This is a genomic window from Streptomyces camelliae (genome assembly GCF_027625935.1).
Classification (GTDB): Bacteria; Actinomycetota; Actinomycetes; order Streptomycetales; family Streptomycetaceae; genus Streptomyces; species Streptomyces camelliae.
Map to the genome: position 1 here is coordinate 1,104,059 of NZ_CP115300.1, position 18,739 is coordinate 1,122,797.

18 protein-coding genes and 1 pseudogene are annotated in these 18,739 nt (G+C 73.2%); 12 read left to right on the forward strand and 7 right to left on the reverse strand.

Translation table 11 applies throughout. The features are described from left to right. Position 1 precedes the first annotated feature (1 nt). A complete protein-coding gene (locus tag O1G22_RS05225) occupies positions 2 to 1,984 on the reverse strand; it encodes an elongation factor G (protein ID WP_270080206.1) in 1,983 nt (660 codons plus the stop codon). A gap of 229 nt (positions 1,985 to 2,213) precedes the next feature. Between O1G22_RS05225 and O1G22_RS05230 the strand changes: the two genes are divergently transcribed. The 7 genes from O1G22_RS05230 (at position 2,214) to O1G22_RS05260 (ending at position 9,853) form a co-directional block, all read left to right on the forward strand. After that, complete coding sequence (locus tag O1G22_RS05230; RefSeq protein WP_270080207.1) at positions 2,214 to 2,726, forward strand: (2Fe-2S)-binding protein; 513 nt, start codon at positions 2,214 to 2,216, stop codon at positions 2,724 to 2,726. After that, a complete protein-coding gene (locus O1G22_RS05235; RefSeq protein WP_270080208.1) occupies positions 2,723 to 5,086 on the forward strand; it encodes a xanthine dehydrogenase family protein molybdopterin-binding subunit in 2,364 nt (787 codons plus the stop codon). Before O1G22_RS05230 ends, O1G22_RS05235 begins: the two co-directional genes overlap by 4 nt. Further along, the gene (locus O1G22_RS05240; protein ID WP_270080209.1) at positions 5,083 to 5,937 is read left to right on the forward strand and encodes an FAD binding domain-containing protein; all 855 of its coding nucleotides are present in this window, start codon (positions 5,083 to 5,085) and stop codon (positions 5,935 to 5,937) included. Before O1G22_RS05235 ends, O1G22_RS05240 begins: the two co-directional genes overlap by 4 nt. Positions 5,938 to 5,952: 15 nt before the next feature. After that, positions 5,953 to 6,828 (forward strand): AAA family ATPase, encoded by an 876-nt coding sequence (locus O1G22_RS05245; RefSeq protein ID WP_270080210.1) that lies wholly within the window; start codon positions 5,953 to 5,955, stop codon positions 6,826 to 6,828. Between the two features lie 89 nt (positions 6,829 to 6,917). Continuing rightward, entirely contained in the window at positions 6,918 to 8,081 is a 1,164-nt protein-coding gene (locus tag O1G22_RS05250; RefSeq protein WP_270080211.1) for a vWA domain-containing protein, read from the forward strand. Beyond that, positions 8,074 to 9,177: an XdhC family protein gene (locus O1G22_RS05255; RefSeq protein ID WP_270080212.1), complete on the forward strand. Its 1,104-nt coding sequence runs from the start codon at positions 8,074 to 8,076 to the stop codon at positions 9,175 to 9,177. The genes O1G22_RS05250 and O1G22_RS05255 overlap by 8 nt, the downstream gene beginning before the upstream one ends. A gap of 31 nt (positions 9,178 to 9,208) precedes the next feature. Beyond that, positions 9,209 to 9,853 carry an SRPBCC family protein gene (locus tag O1G22_RS05260; protein WP_270080213.1) on the forward strand — a complete coding sequence of 215 codons (645 nt, stop codon included), beginning with the start codon at positions 9,209 to 9,211 and terminating at the stop codon, positions 9,851 to 9,853. A 516-nt stretch (positions 9,854 to 10,369) separates the two neighbouring features. On the opposite strand, the gene O1G22_RS05270 is transcribed toward O1G22_RS05260, so the two are convergent. Continuing rightward, positions 10,370 to 10,963 carry a GNAT family N-acetyltransferase gene (locus tag O1G22_RS05270; protein WP_270080214.1) on the reverse strand — a complete coding sequence of 198 codons (594 nt, stop codon included), beginning with the start codon at positions 10,961 to 10,963 and terminating at the stop codon, positions 10,370 to 10,372. A gap of 23 nt (positions 10,964 to 10,986) precedes the next feature. Then, positions 10,987 to 11,487 carry a metallophosphoesterase family protein gene (locus O1G22_RS05275; protein ID WP_270080215.1) on the reverse strand — a complete coding sequence of 167 codons (501 nt, stop codon included), beginning with the start codon at positions 11,485 to 11,487 and terminating at the stop codon, positions 10,987 to 10,989. A 108-nt stretch (positions 11,488 to 11,595) separates the two neighbouring features. Here O1G22_RS05275 and O1G22_RS05280 point away from each other — a divergent pair, with 108 nt between their 5' ends. The 3 genes from O1G22_RS05280 to O1G22_RS05290 are packed head-to-tail and all read left to right on the forward strand — an operon-like array spanning position 11,596 to position 14,031. Further along, positions 11,596 to 12,033 (forward strand): MarR family winged helix-turn-helix transcriptional regulator, encoded by a 438-nt coding sequence (locus tag O1G22_RS05280; RefSeq protein ID WP_270080216.1) that lies wholly within the window; start codon positions 11,596 to 11,598, stop codon positions 12,031 to 12,033. After that, the gene (locus O1G22_RS05285) at positions 12,030 to 13,439 is read left to right on the forward strand and encodes an MFS transporter (protein WP_270080217.1); all 1,410 of its coding nucleotides are present in this window, start codon (positions 12,030 to 12,032) and stop codon (positions 13,437 to 13,439) included. Before O1G22_RS05280 ends, O1G22_RS05285 begins: the two co-directional genes overlap by 4 nt. 7 nt (positions 13,440 to 13,446) lie before the next feature. Beyond that, entirely contained in the window at positions 13,447 to 14,031 is a 585-nt protein-coding gene (locus tag O1G22_RS05290; protein WP_270080218.1) for an isochorismatase family protein, read from the forward strand. A 25-nt stretch (positions 14,032 to 14,056) separates the two neighbouring features. Here the strand turns inward: O1G22_RS05290 and O1G22_RS05295 are convergent, their stop codons facing one another. Then, positions 14,057 to 14,332 (reverse strand): sugar nucleotide-binding protein, encoded by a 276-nt coding sequence (locus tag O1G22_RS05295; RefSeq protein ID WP_428986327.1) that lies wholly within the window; start codon positions 14,330 to 14,332, stop codon positions 14,057 to 14,059. 121 nt (positions 14,333 to 14,453) lie between these two features. After that, positions 14,454 to 14,627, reverse strand: a pseudogene (locus O1G22_RS44805) (NAD-dependent epimerase/dehydratase family protein); the annotation flags it as partial. A gap of 125 nt (positions 14,628 to 14,752) precedes the next feature. Here O1G22_RS44805 and ctaD point away from each other — a divergent pair. Next, the gene (gene ctaD / locus O1G22_RS05305) at positions 14,753 to 16,468 is read left to right on the forward strand and encodes an aa3-type cytochrome oxidase subunit I (RefSeq protein WP_428986477.1); all 1,716 of its coding nucleotides are present in this window, start codon (positions 14,753 to 14,755) and stop codon (positions 16,466 to 16,468) included. Further along, positions 16,465 to 16,848, forward strand: coding sequence for an aa3-type cytochrome oxidase subunit IV (ctaF, locus tag O1G22_RS05310; RefSeq protein WP_270080220.1), 384 nt, complete (start codon positions 16,465 to 16,467; stop codon positions 16,846 to 16,848). Before ctaD ends, ctaF begins: the two co-directional genes overlap by 4 nt. Here ctaF and qcrB read toward each other — a convergent pair. Beyond that, the gene (gene qcrB, locus O1G22_RS05315) at positions 16,784 to 18,244 is read right to left on the reverse strand and encodes a cytochrome bc1 complex cytochrome b subunit (RefSeq protein WP_270080221.1); all 1,461 of its coding nucleotides are present in this window, start codon (positions 18,242 to 18,244) and stop codon (positions 16,784 to 16,786) included. The genes ctaF and qcrB overlap by 65 nt on opposite strands. Before the next feature lie 197 nt (positions 18,245 to 18,441). Continuing rightward, positions 18,442 to 18,717: a hypothetical protein gene (locus tag O1G22_RS05320; RefSeq protein WP_270080222.1), complete on the reverse strand. Its 276-nt coding sequence runs from the start codon at positions 18,715 to 18,717 to the stop codon at positions 18,442 to 18,444. Positions 18,718 to 18,739 lie beyond the last annotated feature (22 nt).

The window sequence follows — 18,739 nt, forward strand, 5'->3', positions numbered from 1 at the left end:
CTCAGTCAGTTCCGCGCATCACGTTCAGCAGATACTCCTTGCGGTTCAGCGGATTGCGGTCGGTGCGCGGCCGCTCGGGGACGGTGCCCCGGGTGACCGGCGCGTAGTGGTCGAAGGCCGTCTCCAGCTCGCCCTCGCCCCGGGTGAGGCCGGGCAGCCGCTGCTCCAGCTCGTGCACCCGGGCGGCGGGCACCGTGCCCTCCAGCACGGCACTCGCGCCGGGCGCGCCGGTGGTCTCCGGGACGGCGCCCAGCCGGGCGAGCACCGGCAGCAGCGCGCCCAGCGTGTCCGCCGGAGCCTGGAGCGTGAAGCGGTGCACCGGCTCGTGCACGACGGTGCCCGCGCGGCGCAGCGCCGCGGTCAGGACCAGCGGGGTCAGGCCCCGGAAGTCGTAGCCGGTGCTCGACATGCTCTTGTCGAAGCCCTGGTGGGCGTGGCTCTGCCGGGGCGAGTAGCCGCAGTGGGTCATGGTGACCGTGCAGTCGGGGATCCGCCAGCCGTGCAGCCCCTGGCCGAGCGTCTCGCGGACGGTGTCCTCGACGGCCTTGAAGAAGGCGTACGGCATCGAGCCCAGCTCCACCTCCAGCCGGAACGCGACGCCCGCGCCCGGCGGTGCGGGATCGACGCGCAGGCCGACCGTGGCCAGGAACGGGTTGGCGCCCTGCTTGTTGAACTCCACGGCGTGCCCGGTGCCCGCCGGCCGTTCGATGCACAGGGTCGTCGTCTCGCGGAAGGTGACGTCCAGGCCGTACTCCTCGGCGAGGGTGGCCTGCACGACCTCTTTCTGCACCTCGCCGTAGAGCGAGACGGAGGTCTCCCCCCGCAGCTCGTCGTGGCGGACGCCGATGAGCGGGTCCTGTTCGGCGAGCTGGGTGAGCGCGAGATGCAGCGAGCGCCGGTCCGTGCCGGGGCCGGGGACGACGACGGTCTCCAGGGTCGGCGGCGCGAAGTGGTGCTCGTACGCCCGTCCCGGCGCCCCGAGCGGGTCCCCGATCCGGATGCCGCCGAGGCCCTGGACCTTGACGATCCGCCCGGCGCCCGCACTGTCCCGCCGGACGTCGGCGGCGCCGTCGAAGACGCTGAGCGCGGTGACGCGGCCCTCCGCCCGGTCCGCACCGCGAGCCGCGTGCCCGAACGGGATCCGGTCGCGGACGCGCAGGGTGCCCGAGAAGACGCGGGCATAGGCGATCTTCTCCCCCGCCGGGCCCCGCTCGACCTTGAAGACCGTGGCCGACAGAGGTCCGGCGGGGTCGCCGCCGGCTGCGGGCAGCAGGCGTTCGATGCCGGCGACGAGCTCCGGTACGCCCGCCCCCGTGACGGCGGAGCCGAAGTACACCGGGTGGACCTGGGACCGCCGGGCCTGGGTGGCGAGGGCCGCGTGCAGCCGGCCGCGGTCGACCCGGTCGTCGACGTAAGCGGCGAGCAGGTCGTCGTCGCGGTCGGCGAGCACCTCCGCGGCGGCCGGGCCGAGGCCGGGCACGAAGCGGGCGGCGCGGGTGCCGGACGCGGCGGGGCTGCCCATCGGGACGAGCGGCACGGCCAGCCTGCGGGCCATCTGGTCGAGCATGGCGGAGCCGTTCGCGCCGCGCCGGTCGATCTTGTTGATGAAGACCAGGGTGGGGATGCCCAGCCGGCGCAGGGTGCGCATCAGCACCCGGGTCTGCGCCTGGACCCCCTCGACGGCCGAGACGACCAGGACGGCGCCGTCGAGGATGCCGAGCACGCGCTCGACCTCGGCGATGAAGTCCGGGTGACCGGGGGTGTCGATGAGGTTGACGGTGACGCCGTCGAGCGGGAACGACACGACGGCGGACTTGATGGTGATACCGCGCCGGCGCTCCAGCGCGAGGGTGTCGGTCCGGGTGTTTCCGTCGTCGACGCTGCCGGCCTCGTCGATGACCCCGGCCGTGTGCAGCAGCCGTTCGGTCAGGCTGGTCTTACCGGCGTCGACATGCGCGAGAATTCCGAGATTGAGCAGATGCACTGAGCGTGATGTCCTTCGGCACGGGGTGGATTCCTTCCTGGGTGGACATGCACGCAGCGCGCATCGCTGGCCCTCTCTGAGTGACGTCGGATCGCCCAGCAGTGCAGCAGGGACGGCCCCGCAAGGGCAATGGATTAACGTTCAACAAGCGTGCGGTCGCAGCGTTCGCCACCCCCACAGCACGGCCATAGAGTGACGTACGTCACGATGGTGGCGGTCGGGAGGTCCCATGACCCGCATCAAGGTGAACGTGGACGGCACGGCGTACGAGGATGACGTCGAGCCCCGGCTCCTCCTGGCCCACTACCTGCGCGACCGCCTCGGTCTGACCGGCACCCCGATCGGCTGCGACACCTCCACCTGCGGGGCGTGCACGGTCGACCTGGACGGGCAGAGCGTGAAGAGCTGCGCGGTGCTGGCGGTGCAGGCCGACGGCGGCGCCGTGACCACCGTCCAGGGGCTGGCGCGGAACGGCGCGTGGACGGCGTTGCAGCGCGCCTTCCATGAGCGGCACGGCCTCCAGTGCGGTTACTGCACCCCCGGCATGATCATGGCGGCCCGGGACCTGCTGCGCGAGAACCCGCACCCCACCGCCGACGAGGTCCGGCAGGCCCTGGAGGGCAACCTCTGCCGGTGCACCGGATACCAGAACATCGTCCGCGCGGTGCTCGCCGCCGCCGAGGAGGAGGACACCTCCGCCCGGCCTGAGGCCCACCAGGTCACCGAGGAGGCCACGGCATGACCGGCCAGGCGGTCGAACCCGAGGTCGGGCGCGCAAGGGCCCGCAAGGAGGACGCGTGGCTGATCACCGGCCAGACCACCTGGACCGACAACATCCAGATGGCCGGACTGCTGCACCTGGCCGTCCTGCGCAGCCCGATGGCCCACGCCCGCGTCACCCGCGTCGACGTCACCCCGGCGCTGCGATGCCCCGGTGTGGTCGCCGCGTTCAGCGGCGCCGACCTCGCCGAGGGGCTCGGCTCGCTGCCCTGCGCCTGGCCGGTGACCGAGGACATCGTGCTGCCCGACCACCCGCCGATCGCCGTCGACGAGGTCCGCCACGCCGGCGATCCGGTCGCCGTGGTGGCGGCCCGCGACCGGTACGCGGCTGCCGACGCCCTGGAGGCGATCGAGGTCGACTACGACCCGCTGCCCCCGGTCCTGGACCTGGAGGCCGCGCTGGCGCCGGACGCCCCGCTGGTCCACGCGGACAAGGGCACCAATCGCTGCTACACCTGGCCGCTCGCCACCGGCGAGAGCTTCGAGGCGGTGCGCGCACGCGCCGACGTCGTCCTCAGGCGCCGCTACCACCAGCAGCGGCTGATCCCCAACGCGATGGAGCCGCGCGCGGTCGTCGTCACCCCGCTCGCCGCCTCCGGCGAGTACACGGTGTACTCGGCGACCCAGATCCCGCACATCCTGCGGATCATGCTGTCGGTGGTCACCGGGATCCCCGAGCAGAAGCTGCGGGTCATCGCCCCGGACGTGGGCGGCGGCTTCGGCTCCAAGCTCCAGGTGTACGGCGAGGAGGCCCTCGCGCTCGCGATCGCCCGCAGGCTCGGCCGGCCGGTGAAGTGGACCGAGTCCCGCTCGGAGGGCTACCTCGCCACCCACCACGGCCGCGGGATGATCCAGGACGTCGAGGTCGCCGCCACGAGCGAGGGCAGGCTGCTCGGCCTGAAGGTCGGTCTGCTCGCCGACATGGGCGCCTACCTGATGCTCGTCACCCCCGGCATCCCGATCCTCGGCGCCTTCATGTACCCGGCGATCTACAAGATGGACGCCTACGAGTTCAGCTGCACCGGCGTGTTCACCACCAAGACCCCCACCGACGCCTACCGGGGTGCCGGGCGCCCGGAGGCGACGTACGCCATCGAGCGGGTCATGGACGAGCTGGCCGCCGAACTCGGCCTGGACCCGGTCGAGTTGCGGCGCCGCAACTGGATCCGGCACGACGAGTTCCCGTACACCACGATCGCCGGACTGACCTACGACAGCGGCGACTACGAGGCGGCGACGGCGAAGGCCCTCGAACTCTTCGGCTACGACGCCCTGCGCGCCGAACAGCGGGAGCGGAACGAGCGGGGCGATCCCGTACGGCTCGGCATCGGCGTGTCGACCTACACCGAGATGTGCGGTCTGGCGCCGAGCCGGGTCCTGCGGGATCTGCGGTACTCCGCCGGCGGCTGGGAGGCGGCGAGCATCCGAATGCTGCCCACCGGCAAGGTCGAGGTGGTCACCGGCACCAGCCCGCACGGGCAGGGCCACGAGACCTGCTGGAGCCAGATCGCGGCCGACGTGCTGGGCGTGCCCTTCGAGGACGTCGAGGTGGTGCACGGTGACACCAGGACGGCCCCGCAGGGCATGGACACCTACGGCTCGCGGTCGCTGGCCGTCGGCGGCGAGGCCGTGCACCGCGCCGCGACGACCGTCGTGGCGAAGGCCCGCAAGGTCGCCGCCCACCTGCTGGAGGCCAGCGAGCAGGACCTGGAGTTCAGCGGCGGAGTGTTCTCGGTCAAGGGCTCCCCGGAAGCCCATAAGACCATCCAGGAGATCGCCTTCGAGGCATTCACCCACCACGACCTGCCCGACGGCGTCGAGCCCGGCATCAACGCCGAACACGTCGTGGACCCGGAGAACTTCTCCTACCCGCACGGCACCCATCTGTGCGCGGTCGAGGTCGACACCGAGACCGGGCGGACCCGGATCCGGCGTTACGTCTGCGTGGACGACGTCGGCCGGGTCGTCAACCCGATGATCGTGGAGGGGCAGGTGCACGGCGGACTGGCGCAGGGCATCGCACAGGCGCTGTACGAGGAGGCCGTGTACGACGACGAGGGCAACCTCGTCTCCGGCACCATGGCCGACTATCTCGTACCGTCGGCGGCCGACCTGCCGGACTTCGTCACCGACCGGACCGAGACACCGGCCACCTCGAACGCCCTGGGTGTCAAGGGCGTCGGGGAGGCGGGCACGATCGCCTCGACGCCCGCCGTGGTCAACGCCGTCGTGGACGCGCTGCGCCCGCTCGGTGTGCACGACGTCCGGATGCCCTGCACGCCCGAACGCGTGTGGCGCGCGGTGAAGGAGGCGTCGGGATGATTCCCCCGGCATTCGAGTACGCCCGTCCGGAGAGCGTGGAGGAGGCGGTGCGGCTGCTCGCCGACGCGGGCGAGGAGGCGAAGGTGCTGGCCGGCGGGCAGAGCCTGCTGCCGCTGCTCAGGCTCCGGCTGGCCTTCCCGGAACTGGTCGTGGACGTCGGCCGGATCCCTCGGCTGCGCGGGGTCCGCGAGGACGGCGACACGCTCGTCATCGGCGCCCTGACCACCCACCACGACGTGATCCGCGACCCGCTGGTGCGCCGGCACGCCGGTCTGCTGGCCGAGGCCACGGCCACGGTCGCCGATCCCGCCGTACGGCACCGGGGCACCCTCGGCGGGTCCCTGGCGCACGCCGATCCGGCCGGGGATCTGCCCGCGGTGGTGCTGGCCCTGGACGCGGAGCTGATCGCCGCGGGGCCGGACGGCCGGCGCGCCATCCCGGCCCGGGAGTTCTTCGTGGACTACCTCCAGTCGGCGCTCGCGCCCGACGAGGTACTGGTGGAGGTGCGGGTCCCCAAGACGGACGGCTGGGGCTTCCACTACGAGAAGTTCCACCGGGTCGCGCAGGCGTGGGCGATCGTCGGCGTCGCGGCGCTGGTACGGCGCGACGACGGGCGGGTGGCCGAGGCCCGCATCGGGCTCACCAACATGGGCACGACCCCGCTGCGCGCGTCGGCGGCCGAGGCGGCGCTGGCCGGTGCCGACGGTCCCGAGGCCGTGGCCCGGGCGGCCGAGCGGGCGGCCGAGGGCACCCGGCCCGCGCAGGACCTGTCCGCCTCGCCCGAGTACCGGGCGCATCTGGCCCGGGTGCTGACCCGGCGGGCGGTGCTGGCCGCCGGTGGAACGGGGTGAGCGCCGATCAACACGATGGACGACCCGGAGCGGGTGCGGGCCCGCCTGGAGGAGACGGGGTACCTCGTCGACGAAGGGCTGGCCGTCACCTGCTTCCTGGCCCTGAGGCTGCACCGGCCGCTGTTCTGCGAGGGCGACGCGGGCGTGGGCAAGACCGCGCTCGCCGCCGCCCTCGCCGAGGCGCTCGGCGCGCCGCTGATCCGGCTCCAGTGCCACGAGGGCATCGACGCCTCGCAGGCCCTGTACGACTGGGACTTCCCGCGCCAGCTGCTGCATCTGCGTGCCGCCGAGGCGGCCGGGGTGACGGACGCGGAGCGGCTGGAGAGCGAGCTGTACGACCGCCGTTTCCTCATCGCCCGGCCGCTGCTGCGGGCACTGCAGACCCAGCCGTCGGTCCTGCTGGTGGACGAGATCGACCGGGCCGACGACGAGTTCGAGGCGTTCCTGCTGGAACTGCTGTCGGAGCACTCCGTCACCATCCCCGAGCTGGGAACACTGCGTGCCGAGGAGCCGCCGGTGGCCGTCCTGACCTCGAACCGGACCCGGGAGGTGCACGACGCGCTGAAGCGGCGCTGTCTCTACCACTGGTTCGACCACCCGTCCTTCGCCCGTGAACTGGCCATCGTGCGACGCCGGTTGCCCCGGGTGTCGGCGCGGCTGGCCGAACAGGTCACCGCGCTGGTGCAGGCTCTGCGCGGCGCGGACCTGATCAAACCGCCCGGCGTGGCCGAGACCCTCGACTGGGCCGAGGCCCTGGACGCCCTCGGCGCGAACGAGCTCGACGCCGACCTGGCGCTGGCGACGCTGGGCTCGGTCCTGAAGTACCGCGAGGACACGGAGCGCGCCCGGGGCCTGGACATCACGGCGGTCCTCGCGGCACGGGGCGGGTGAGCGGGATGGGTACGGCGGGAAGGGGGGCGGGGGCTTCCTGGGGAGGGGAGAGGGAGCGGGCCGGGAACGGGTGGCTGGGGGCCGATGCCGTGTTGCTCGGTTTTGTGCGGGCGTTGCGGGCGGCCGGGGTCGAGGCGAGTACCGAGCGGCTGCACGCGTTTCTGCGGGCCGTGGCCGCGCTGCGGCCCGGGGTGCGTGCGGATGTGTTCTGGGCGGGGCGGGCGACGCTGTGCGGCGGGCACGACGACCTGGAGCGGTACGAGCGGGTGTTCGCCGCGTACTTCGGCTCCGCCGGCGAGCGGGCGCCGCGCCCGGCGCGTGCCGCTGCCCCGTCCCGGCTGCGGCTCGTCGCCCGTAAGGCGCCCGTGGTTGCGGGTATGCCGGGCGACGGTGAACCGCAGGGGCCGCCCGCCGCCGTGCTCGCCGGCTCCGCCGAGGTGCTGCGGCACCGCGACGTCGCCACGCTCGACGCCGCCGAACGGGCCCAACTGCGGTGCCTGCTGGCCGCGTTCGCGCTGGAGGGTCAGGCGCGGCGCTCGGCCCGGCGCCGGCCCGCCCGGCGCGGCGAGGTCGATCCGCGGCGCACCGTACGGGAGTTGCTGCGCCGCGGCGGGGAACCGGCCCGGCTGCGGCGGCATGCACGGGTCGAGCGGCCTCGCCGGGTGGTGCTGCTGGTGGACGTGAGCGGCTCGATGGCGCCGTACGCCGACGCACTGCTGCGGTTCGCGCACGCGGCGGTGCGCGCGGGCCGTACGGAGGCGTTCACCATCGGCACCCGGCTGACCCGGGTGACCCGTGAACTCTCGCACCGCGACCCGGACGTGGCGATGGCGGCGGTCGCGGCGGCCGTGCCCGACTGGCGCGGCGGCACCCGGCTCGGCGAGCTGGTGCGGGAGTTCCTGAACCGGTGGGGGCAGCGCGGGATGGCGCGCGGCGCGATCGTCGTCCTGCTCTCCGACGGCTGGGAGCGCGGCGATCCGGAGCTGCTCGGCCGGCAGATGCGCCGCCTGCACGCCCTGGCGCACCAGGTGATCTGGGCCAACCCCCGCAAGGCCCGCCCCGGTTACGCCCCGCTGGCCGCCGGCATGGCGGCCGCGCTGCCCAGCGTGGACGCCTTCGTCGAGGGGCACAGCCTGGCGGCACTGGAACGGCTGGCGGCGGTGGTGCGGGGCGCGGACGCCGGTGCGGAACGGGTGACGGGTGCGGGCCGGGCGGCCGGCCCGGACCCGGTGAGAGGAGCCGAGCGTGCGTGAGATTCTGCCGGTGCTGGCCCGGTGGCATGCGGCCGGGGTGCCGTTCGGGCTGGCCACGGTCGTCGCGGTCAGCCGCAGCGCCCCGCGCGGGCCCGGCGCCGCCATGGCGGTGGGTCCGGACGACGAGGTCGTGGGGAGCGTGTCCGGCGGCTGTGTGGAGGGCGCGGTGTTCGAGCTGGCGCAGGAGGTCGTGGCCGGCGGTGAGGCGCGTCTGGAGACGTTCGGGTACAGCGATGCGGACGCCTTCGCGGTCGGGCTCACCTGCGGCGGCGAGATCACCCTGCTGGTACGGCCGGTGACCCCGGATTCCGATCCGGCGTTCGGCGCGGTCGCCGCGTCGGTCGCGGCGGGCGAGCCGGTGACCGTGGCCACGGTGGTGGACGGACCCGCGCCGCGCGGCGCCACGCTCGCCGTCTGGCCGGACCGGTCGGACGGCACCCTCGGCGCATCCGGACTCGACGTCGCGGTCACCGCCGACGCGCGCGGCGAACTCGCCCTCGGCGCCTCGGTGGTACGGCACTACGGGCCGCACGGCGAGCGCCGCGAGGACGCCGTGACGGTGTTCCTCCAGTCGTTCGCGCCGCCGCCGCGCATGCTGGTCTTCGGCGCCATCGACTACGCGGCCGCGGTGGCCCGCATCGGCGACTTCCTCGGCTACCGGGTGACCGTGTGCGACGCCCGCCCGGTCTTCGCCACGCCCAAGCGCTTCCCGGCGGCCGTCGAGGTCGTGGTCGACTGGCCGCACCGCTACCTCGCCGGCACCGAGACCGACGACCGCACGGTGATCTGCGTCCTCACCCACGACCCGAAGTTCGACGTGCCCCTGCTTCAGGAGGCCCTGCGCCGCCCGGCCGCCTACATCGGGGCGATGGGCAGCCGGAAGACCCACGACGAGCGGCGTGCGCGGCTCACCGAGTCCGGTCTGACCGCCGCCGAGCTGTCCCGGCTGCGCTCACCGCTCGGGCTCGACCTCGGTGCCCGCACCCCGGAGGAGGTCGCGGTGTCCGTCGCCGCCGAGATCGTCGCCCTGCGCTGGGGCGGCAGCGGAGCGCCCCTGACCACGACCGCCGGAGCCATCCACCCGCCCGCCGCCTGACGAAGCCCGGCGTGTCCGAGAGGAGCAGGTCATGGAGCTGCACCACGATTTCACCGTCCCCGTCCCGGTCGACGACGCCTGGCAGGCGCTGCTCGACATCGAAGGGGTCGCGCCCTGTCTGCCGGGCGCGGTGGTGGAGAACGTCGAGAGAGGTGACGGCACGACCGTGACCGGCTCGGTGAAGGTGAAGGTCGGCCCGGTCACCGTCGCCTACCGGGGTACGGCGGTCTTCGAGGAGCAGGACGCCTCGGCCCACCGGATGGTGCTCGTGGCGAGCGGCCGGGAGATGCGGGGCCAGGGCACGGCGCGGGCGACGGTCACCGGCACGCTCAGCGAACACGACGGCGGCACCGCGGTGTCCGTACACACCGAACTGACGGTGACCGGGCGACCGGCACAGTTCGGGCGGGGTGTGCTGGCGGAGGTGGGCGACCGGTTGGCCGGCCAGTTCGCGGCCTGCCTGGCGGACCGGTTGACCACGGGTCCCGAACCCACCGCCGAGGAACCGGCCGCCCTCACCGACGAACAGCCCCAGCCGCTGGACCTCCTGCGCACGGCCGGAGTCCCGGTGGCCAAGCGTGCGGCCCTCGCCGTAGCGGCGCTGGCCGCACTGGCGTACGTGGCGAGACGGCTGCTGCGACGCGGGCGGAAGGGCCGCACCTGTCAACGCGGGTGAAGAGGTGAACGCACCGATCCCGGCAGCCGGCTGATCCATGTTTCAGAAGTGTGCTTCGCGCCTTGCCCTGCGCCGTGATCATCTTGGTGTGGGGCGAGGGGATCTTCCTGACGAGCAGTGGTCGGTGTGGGAGCCATTGCTGCCGGTCGCGGTGTTGGGCAGGCCGACCGTGGGCCGCCGACCATGGCCTGGGCCGGTCCCGCGTCCGTCCGCTGCGGGTGAGGGGCGACGAGGCTTGTTCGTCCCGCGCCAACCGGGCCTCCCTGCGAAAGCGCGGGATCCGCTGCACGATTCCGGAGCCGGCCGACCAGGCCAGGAACCGCAGGCGGCGTGGGAAGACAGGCGGGCGGCCTCCCGCCGTCGACCGGGAGGACGACAAGGCCCGGCACGCGGTCACGGTGCGGACGGCGGGCCGAGCCGCGCGACGCAGGAGTGTTGCCGGTGAGAAGGCCGTGCACCACGGGTACCACCCTGCACTGACAATCCCCCCGTGGATCCCCCGCACCCGCTCCTCGGCTACCCGGCGTCGCCCGCCACGCGCGCGTGCAGATGCTGGTCGTGCCAGCCGTCGCTGTGCAGGAGGGCGCTGCGCTGGGTGCCCTCGTAGGTGTATCCGGCCTTCTCGGCGACCCGGCAGGACGCCGGGTTGGCGACCGAGTGGCACAGGCGCAGGCGGTGCAGGCCCAGGTCGTCGAAGGCCCACTGGGTGAGCCTGCGGGTGGCCTCGACGGCGATGCCGCCGCCGCGCGCCTCGGGCAGGAGCCAGTAGAGGATCTCGGCGCTGCCGCCGTGCAGGTCGATGTCGCCCCATCCGCAGAGTCCGACGGCCGGGCCGTCCGGTCTGGCGATGGCCCATATCGCGGCGATCTCGGCCCGCCAGCGGGCGTGCATGCGCTCGATCCTGGCGCACGCCTCCTCACGGCTGCCGACGGTGAAGCGGTTCCACGTGCGGATCGCGGGATCCTGGCCGGCGGTCAGCAGCGTCTCGGCGTCGTCGGAGCGCCAGGGCCGTAGCTGGAGTCCGCCGGGCAGAGCGAGTACGGGCTGCTCGCCGCCGGCCATGCGACCCGCCGGAACGACGTCACCCGGTATGCCGTTGTCAGAGATCATCTCGGCATCCTGGCACACGGCCGCTACCGCTGCGGCAGCCGATGCAGGGTGATCTCGGTGAGGGCGCCTCCGGTGAGGATTGCCGTCAGGTAGGTGCAGTGGGGCTGGCGGCGCCGGTCGGTCGGGGAGCCGGGGTTGAGCAGGCGCAGGCCGTTCGGGGCGGTGGTGTCCCAGGGGATGTGGCTGTGGCCGAAGACCAGCACGTCGAGATCGGGGAAGCGGGCGGCGCAGCGGGCCTCGCGGCCCTGGGCGGGGCCGGTCTCGTGCACCACGCCGAAGCGCAGGCCGTCCAGCTCGGCGTACGCCACCTCGGGGAGCCGGGCGCGCAGTTCGGGGCCGTCGTTGTTGCCGTACACCCCGATCAGGCGGCGGCTGCGGCTCTCCAGCAGGTCCAGGGTGGCGGTGTCGACCCAGTCGCCGGCGTGGAACACCACGTCCGCGCGTGGGAGTTCGGCCAGCAGCTGCTCCGGGAGCCGTTTGGCGCGCTTGGGCAGGTGGGTGTCGGACAGCATCAGCAGACGCACAGGGTCAACGTAACCGAGAGGCCGCCCCGGAATTCATCAGGCAAATAATCAGGTGGGGCTGAACAGTTTGGACTGGACAGTTTCAGCTGTCGGTCCTACGCTGACCGCATGGCTGACATCTCCGACACCGCCACCCGTGCCGCGCGCGATCTGCGCGTGGTCTTCAGCCGGCTGCGGCGGCGGCTGCGCGAGGTCGCGCAGGACACCGACCTCAGTCCGTCCCAGGAGTCGGCGCTCACCCTGGTCGGCAAGCACGGCGCCGCCACGGCCAGCGCCCTCGCCGCCACCGAGGGCGTGCGCCCGCAGTCGATGGCGACCACGCTCGCCGCTCTGGAGCAGCACGGCCTGATCCGGCGCGCCCCCGACCCGGCCGACGGCCGCCGCCAGCTGGTCACGCTGACCGACACCGGCAGGGCCCGCATCGAGGGCAACCGGCAGGCGCGGGAGGAGTGGCTGGCCCGCGCTTTCCAGGACCGGTACACCGAGGAGGAGCGGCAGACGGTCCTCACGGCGCTGGAGCTGATGGAACGGCTGTCGCAGCCGTGATACCCAGGCTGAGGGGACGCACCGCCCGGGAGGTCGGCCGCCCCGCCCCGGCCGGATTCGACCGCCGGCTCATCGCGCCGATGGCCCTCGGCTCGGTCCTGAACCCCGTCAACTCCTCCATGATCGCCGTGGCGCTGGTGCCGATCGGCGTCGCCTTCGGTGCCCCGCCCGCCGAGACGGTGTGGCTGGTCTCGGCGCTGTACCTGGCCACGGCCGTCGGCCAGCCCGTGATCGGCCGCCTGGTCGACATGTACGGCCCGCGCAGGCTCTACCTCACCGGTACGGCCCTGGTCGGCGTCGCCGGTCTGCTGGGCGCGCTCGCGCCCTCGCTGGGCGTGCTGATCGCGGCCCGGGTCCTGCTCGGGTTCGGCACGTCGGCGGCGTACCCGGCGGCCATGCGGCTGACCCGCAGCGAGGCCGAGCGCACCGGGCGGGACAGCCCCGCCGGGGTGCTGGCCGTGCTCGCCGTCGCCAACCAGACGGTGGCCGTCGTCGGGCCCGCGCTCGGCGGCCTGCTGATCGGGGCAGGCGGCTGGCGCGCCGTGTTCACCGTCAACGTGCCGCTGTCGGCGGCCTGTCTGGTGCTCGGCGCGCTCCGGCTGCCCCGGACCGAGACCCGGCGGCGCAGCGTGGACCTGCCCGGCATGGCGCTGTTCGCGCTGATGCTGGTCGCGCTGATGCTGTTCCTGATGGACCCGCGCGGCGACCGCTGGTATCTGCCGGTGCTGTCGGCCGCCGCGGCCGCCGGTTTCGCGCTGCGCGAGCTGCGGGTGCCGGACCCGTTCGTCGACCTGCGCGTCCTCGGCGGCAACGGCCCGCTGCTCGCCACCTATCTGCGCCAGCTGCTCGCCTACACCACGTCGTACACCTTCATGTACGGCTACACGCAGTGGCTGGAGCAGGGGCGCGGGCTCAGTGCCTCCACCGCCGGGCTCCTGCTGCTGCCCCAGTCGGCCGCCGCGCTGGTCGTGTCCGCGCTCAGCGGACGCCGCGAGGCGGTGCGGAGCAAGCTGCTCGTCGGCTCGGTGCTCCAGGTCGCCGGCTGCGCCCTGCTGCTCCTCGTGCGCGCCGGCAGTCCGCTGTGGCTGCTGCTCGTGGCCGGCGCGGTGCTCGGCGTCCCGCAGGGGCTGCTCGGCCTGGCCACGCAGAACGCCCTGTACCGGCAGGCCGCCCCGGAGCGGATCGCCTCAGCGGCCGGGCTCCTGCGGACCTTCGGCTATCTCGGCGCGCTGGCCGCGTCCGCCGCCACCGCGGGGTTCTACCCGCACCGCGCCGACACCGCCGGGCTGCACGGCCTGGCCCTGTTCATGCTCGCCGGCTCCGCCCTGTTGCTGGCGACGACCCTGCCCGACCGTTCCCTCGGCCGGCTCTCCCCCAGACCCACCAGCACCCCTGGAAAGGACTGACCGACTCATGTCGCTCACCACGCTCGACCCCCGTACCGCCCTCGTCGCGATCGACCTGCAGAACGCCATCGTGGCCATGCCGACCCAGCCGTACCCCGGCTCCGAGGTGGTGGCGCGCACGGCGGAGCTCGCCGACGCCTTCCGCGCCCGGAACCTGCCGGTCGTCCTGGTCCGCGTCTCCTTCGCCGCCGACGGCGGGGACATGGTGCCCGGCCGCACCGAGCGCCAGGCCCGCGGCCTCGCCTTCCCCGAGGGCTGGGACGTCATCGTCGACGAACTGTCCGGCCACGCCGGCGACATCCGTGTCACCAAGCACAACTGGAGCGCCTTCCACGGCACCGACCTGGACGTCCAGCTGCGCCGGCGCGGCATCACGCAGATCGTGCTGACCGGCATCGCCACCAGCATCGGCGTGGAGTCCACCGCCCGGGACGCCTACGCCCACGGCTACCACGTCACCCTCGCCACCGACGCGATGGCCGACGCCGACGGCGAGGCGCACGCGGGCAGCGTCGAGCGGATCTTCCCGCGGCTCGGCGAGAGCGGTACGACCGCGGACGTCCTGGAGCTGCTGGCGAAGACCCACGCCTGACCGACGGCCCTGCCGGGACATCGCCTCACGGAGGCGGGCCAGTGCCGCCCGCAGGGCCGAGCGCCGGTCCCGCGGGCGGCGGAAGGCCGACGGCCGCCCACCGCTCGTGGCCGAGGACGCCGCAGGCGGGCCGGGGCGCCGGCCGGGCGAAGGACCGGCTGTCGGCGGAGCGCACCCGGTCCGGGTCGGCGCCCGCCGGCCGGAACACCCCGACCGCCGGCTCGTACCGGCCGGCGTCGCCGGAACCGGTGGCGTGGCGCACGCCGTGCGCGGCCGTGCGGGCGGTAGCCGAGTTCGTCACGGGCCGTGCTCCAGTCGACCGAGCAGCACAGGTCGTGCCCCTTGCGCTTCCCGGGGAACCGGTGCGGGCCACAGTTGTTGGAGCAGCGGGTGACGCGGACGCCCAGGCCGTGGGTGCTGTGGCAGATGTCGCCCTGCACGAAGCCGAGGCGGGGGTGGCCGGCCGCGAGGTTGGTCAGGGTGCCGGCGTAGGTGAGCTTGCCCAGCGCGGCGACGCGGAGCGCGTCGGCGGTGAGCAGCGCGCGCACGTACGCGGATCCGATGAACCCGGCGCCGCCCGTGACGAGGAGATGCACCAGAACTCCGGTTCACGGTCGGTGATCAGCCTGTCCAGCTTACGGAGTGGGGTGCGCAGGGCGTGGCGCGGGCCCGCCCCCGGCCACCGCGAGTAGCTTCGCCAGGGATGACCGAACCACCCCGGATGCCCGACTCCCCCGAAGCCATCGGCGCCCCCGAGGCCGTCGGTGCTCGCGAAGCCCTCGACGCGCGTGCGGCCGCCGAGCGCTACACGGTCCCCGCCCCACGCCCCGGCCGGACCCTGCTGCGCTGGGCCGCCACGACCGACCACAAGGTGATCGGCCGGCTGTACATGGTCACGGCGTTCTGTTTCTTCCTCTTCGCCGGGCTGCTGGCCCTCGGCATGCGCGCGGAACTGGCCCGGCCGGGGCTGCAGTTCCTCAGTGAGCACGGCTACGACCAGTTCTTCACCATCCACGGCACGATCATGATGCTGCTGTTCGCGACGCCCATGTTCGCCGGGTTCGCCAACGCCGTGATGCCGTTGCAGATCGGCGCGCCGGACCTGGCGCTGCCCCGGCTGAACGCGATGTCGTACTGGATGTACCTGTTCGGGGCGCTGATGGTGGTGTCCGGCTTCGTCGTGCCGGGCGGGGCCGCCTCGTTCGGCTGGTTCGCGTACGCGCCGCTGAACAGCGCCTACTTCTCGCCCGGCGCGGGCGGTGATCTGTGGGCGATGGGCCTGGTGGTGACCGGTGTGTCGACGACGCTGACTGCGGTCAACTTCATCACGACGATTCTGTGCCTGCGCGCCCCGGGCATGACCATGTTCCGGATGCCCATGTTCACCTGGAACGTGCTGTTCACCTCGATCCTGGTCCTGCCCGCGTTCCCCGTGTTCGCGGCCGCGCTGCTGGCGCTGGAGGCGGGCCGCAAGTTCGGGGCGCACGTCTTCGACGCGGCGAACGGGGGCGCGATCCTCTGGCAGCACCTGTTCTGGTTCTTCGGGCATCCGGAGGTCTACATCGTGGCGCTGCCGTTCTTCGGGATCATCTCGGAGGTCATCCCGGTGTTCTCCCGCAAGCCGCAGTTCGGCTATCTGCCGATGATCGGCGCGACCATCTCGATCACGATGCTGTCGGCAGTGGTGTGGGCGCACCACATGTTCGCCACGGGCGCGGTGCTGCTGCCGTTCTTCTCCCTGATGTCGTTCCTGATCGCGGTGCCCACCGGGATCAAGTTCTTCGCGTGGATCGGGACGATGGTCAACGGGTCGGTGTCGTTCGAGACCCCGATGCTGTGGGCCATGGGCTTTCTGATGTCGTTCCTGCTCGGCGGGCTGAGCGGGGTGCTGATCGCCTCCCCGCCGCTGGACTTCCACGTGACCGACAGCTACTTCATCGTGGCGCACCTTCACTACGTGCTGTTCGGCACCGTCGTGTTCGCGATGTTCGCCGGGTTCTACTTCTGGTGGCCGAAGTTCACAGGGAAGATGCTGGACGAGCGGCTCGGCAAGCTGCACTTCTGGCTGCTGTTCCCGGCGTTCCAGCTGACCTTCCTGGTGCAGCACTGGCTCGGCGCGGCCGGCATGCCGCGCCGGTACGCGGACTATCTCCCGGCGGACGGCTTCACCCTGCTCAACACCCTGTCCTCGGCGGGCGCGTTCCTGCTGGGCGTCTCCACGCTGCCGTTCCTCTACAACGTCTGGCGCACCGCCGCCAAGGGCGAGAAGGTCACCCTCGACGATCCGTGGGGCTGGGGCCGGGGCCTGGAGTGGGCCACCTCCTGCCCGCCGCCCCGGCACAACTTCGTCGCCCTGCCCCGGATCCGCTCGGAGTCGCCCGCTTTCGACCTGCACCATCCGGAGGCCGGACAGACCGGGGCGGAGGCCGCGCGATGAAGACCGAGGCGATGCTGTTCGGCGGGGTGGCGCTGTTCTTCGGCGGGTCCGCCGCGCTGTACGGGGTGTGGTCCGGGGACGAGACGGGCACGGTCGCGCTGGTCGTCGCCTGCGGGATGGCGGCGCTGGTGGCGTTCTTCTGCCTGATCCAGTACCGGCGCCGGGGCACCCGCGCCCAGGACCGTACGGCCGCGGAGGTGACCGACGGAGCGGGGCCGGTGGCGTTCTTCCCGGACGAGAGCATGTTCCCGATCGTCACCGCACTGGGCTTCGCGGTGACGGCGACCGGTGTCGTCTACGGTCTGTGGCTGTTCCTCATCGGTCTGGGTGTTCTGGCTCGTGGGGTGTTCGGGATGGCGTTCCAGTACGCGCAGCGGTGAGCTGCCGGCGCGGGGCGCCGGGCCGGAACGAGGTCACGGGTTCGTGGTCGGACTCGTAGCCGCCGGTGACGTTCTGCCGGATCTCACCGGTGGACACGCCCTCCGCCAGCCGGTGCCGTTCGGCCTCGGTGAGGGCCCGGCACAGCCACCGGGTCACCACGAACGCCAGCACGGGCGCCACGATCAGGGCGACGCGCAGCACCCAGGTGAGCGCGTTGACGGAGATACGGAAGGTCTGGGCGATGACGTCGTTGCCGCCGGCCAGCAGCAGCACGCCGTACCAGACGGTGCCCGCGACGCCGAGGCCGGTGCGGACGGGGCGTTCGCGCGGCCGGTCGCAGAAGTGCTGTTCGTCGCGCCACTCCCCCGTGATGCGCTGCTCCACGAACGGATAGGCGTAGAGCACGGCGAACAGCAGGGCGGGCAGGACCACGGCGGGCAGCAGGACGTTCCACATCAGGGTGTGCCCGGCGACGTGCGTCTCCCACGCCGGCACCAGTCGCAGCGCGCCCTCCAGGAAGCCGACGTACCAGTCGGGCTGGGAGCCGGTGGAGACCAGGTCGGGGCGGTAGGGGCCGTAGTTCCAGACCGGGTTGACCTGGGCGAGCGCGGACAGCAGCACCAGGACGCCGGCGACGGCGACGGACAGGCCGCCGGAGGAGGCGGTGAACTGCGGGAAGAAGGGCTTGCCGACGGCGTTGCGCACGGTGTGGCCCGGGCCGCGCCACTGGGTGTGCTTGAGGTGGAACACCAGGATCAGATGCACGGTGAGCAGGGCGATCAGGGCGCCCGGGAGCAGCAGGATGTGCACCGGGTACAGGCGGGTGATGATGTCGTGTCCGGGGAACGCGCCGCCGAAGACGAGGAAGGCGACGTACGTACCGACCACCGGGATCGACGTCATGATGCCCTGGGCGATGCGCAGCCCGGTGCCGGAGAGCAGGTCGTCGGGGAGGGAGTAGCCGGCGAAGCCCTCGGCGAGGGTGACCACGAACAGGGTCAGCCCGATCACCCAGTTCAGCTCGCGGGGGCGGCGGAAGGCCCCGGTGAAGAAGATCCGCAGCAGGTGCACGCCGATCGCGGCGACGAAGACCAGCGCGGCCCAGTGGTGGGCCTGCCGCATCAGCAGTCCGCCGCGTACGTCGAAGCTGATGCGCAGGGTGGAGTCGAACGCGGCCGACATGCGTACCCCGCGCAGCGGTGCGTAGGGGCCGGTGTAGACGACCTCGCGCATCTCGGGCGTGAAGAACAGGGTCAGCCAGACCCCGGTGAGGATGAGCACCAGCAGGCTGTACAGCGCCAGTTCGCCGAGCAGGAAGGACCAGTGGTCGGGGAACGCCTTGCGCAGCAGCGGGCCGCCCTCCAGCACGGGCAGCCGGGCGTCCGCGGCGCCCACGAGCCGTTCGCCACGGCGGCCGGCCCGGCCCGTGGACCCTGCGCCGCCGCTCCCGTGGCCGCCGCCACCGCTCCCCTGTCCCGCGCTCCGAGCCCCATGTCCCGCGGGCCCGCTCCCCTGTCCTGCGCTCCGGTTCCCCTGCCCTGCGGCGCCGCTCCCGTGCCCTGCCGTCTGGCTCCCGTGCCCTGCCGGTCCGCTCATGTGTCCTGCGGTTCCGCCGCCGCCCGGGTCACCTCGGCCTCGATGTCCCCGCGGGGCCGGCCGCTCTCCCTGGCGAACTCGCTGAGCGCGGTCTGCACCTCGCGGGCCAGGTCCCGGGAGGCGCGCAGGGCGGTCTCGTAGGTCTCCGACTGAGCGCCCGTCATCCCCCGCTCGGCCGGCGGGCCGTAGGCCTCCCGCAGTTCGTCGACCGTGCGCTGCGCCGCGTCGGCGGCGCGCTGCTTCTCCACCAGTTCTGCGAAGGTGTGTGCCACGCCGACCGACCCTAGGCACGCC